General features: G+C 46.0%; 1 pseudogene. It reads right to left on the bottom strand.

The annotated features are described in order from the left end of the window. Positions 1–113 precede the first annotated feature (113 nt). A pseudogene (locus tag AC2TDN_RS26605) lies at positions 114–619 on the bottom strand (transposase); the annotation flags it as partial.

Below are 619 nucleotides of genomic sequence, written 5' to 3'. Positions count from 1 at the left end.
TTCCAGTGGTGATGCCAGAATAGTTATGAAATGGCGCTGGAAAATATGGAAGATGAAAACCAGTTTCAAAAAAGGCCAGACTCCACCAATTTTCCAACCGGGCTTTTTTAAAATTAGGCTGCTGAAGGGAGAATCGTGGATTTCATTTTTTCCCATTCATCTTTTTGGCTCACATACCAAGCGTCCATGTGCTGGCAGATCATAATGCCGTAGAGTCGCATGTACCACATCATCGTGGAGCGATGCCTGCCGGATTCGAGCTTGTAGTCGATCTTCTCACGCTTATTGGAACGTTCAATGGATGAACGGCGTTTGTAAGTCAGCTTCCACTTTTCCGAATCGCGAGGCGTTTTCGTAAACAGTCTAGGGTCATCCTTGGTTTTCGTGTAGAAGGTACGACCGTACTTGGCTGTAGAGCAACCACAAACCGGTGTACATCTCCACTTGCGACGATGGAGCTTGTAATCCGTCCCATTAGGCTTCATTGGATTTCCGTTTGGACAAATCGGAATCCCCATGGGTGAAATCTGTATATCGCTTGCGGTTGTGCTGGTTATATTCTTCTTGGAGCGAACATTCAAATCAATGAAGGGCTCCATGCCATGATGCTCGAGAAGAA

The sequence above is a fragment of the Paenibacillus sp. Y660 genome, assembly GCF_057221575.1.
The sequence above is the reverse complement of the archived record's forward strand: the minus strand, read 5'-3'. Positions and strand labels throughout refer to the sequence as shown.